Here is a 534-nt window from a genome sequence, read left to right on the forward strand (position 1 = left end):
AATACAGGTGAGATCCGTGGAATTGTCGTAGGAATTCATTCTTCTGTCCAGCATGAAACCCTCTTTTTCACGATCGCAGATATGTCTGAGTCTGAAATTGAAGATCTAGGTATTAAATACCGAGAAGAGGTTGAACTAGAAGATATTGTTATCACGCATACCCACGTCAATCGTAATGATATCTATAAGCTCTTTGCTTCTAAAATCAAGAAAAAAACTGGAGGCGCACCGACTAAAGAAAACAAACCAGTAGAAAATAAGAAAGAAAACTAGGAGGTGATGCAGAATGAAACTCTTTACCTATCGAGGAAAAAGAGTTCGCGTTTTTCATCGTAAACTAAAGGGAATCACATGGTTTATCTGGTGGTTTCCTTTTTTATTGGCTATTAGTTACTACAGCTACTTACATTTAGAAGAATTAAAAGTTCATCCCTTACCTCAAGGTTATTTTCTAGGAGCTGGATTTCTTTTTTCTTTGCTTCTCTCTTGGTTTATTAATCGAGTTTGCTACAGGAAGGTACTCTTCTTTCAAAA

At 36.3% G+C, this 534-nt stretch carries 2 pseudogenes; both read left to right on the forward strand.

Features of this window, described 5'->3' with window-relative positions:
- Positions 1-273, forward strand: a pseudogene (locus tag HMPREF2918_RS03460) (conjugal transfer protein); the annotation flags it as partial.
- A gap of 13 nt (positions 274-286) precedes the next feature.
- Positions 287-534, forward strand: a pseudogene (locus HMPREF2918_RS11425) (cell division protein FtsK); the annotation flags it as partial.

It is taken from the genome of Streptococcus sp. HMSC065C01, from assembly GCF_001813525.1.
Lineage (GTDB): Bacteria > Bacillota > Bacilli > Lactobacillales > Streptococcaceae > Streptococcus > Streptococcus parasanguinis_V.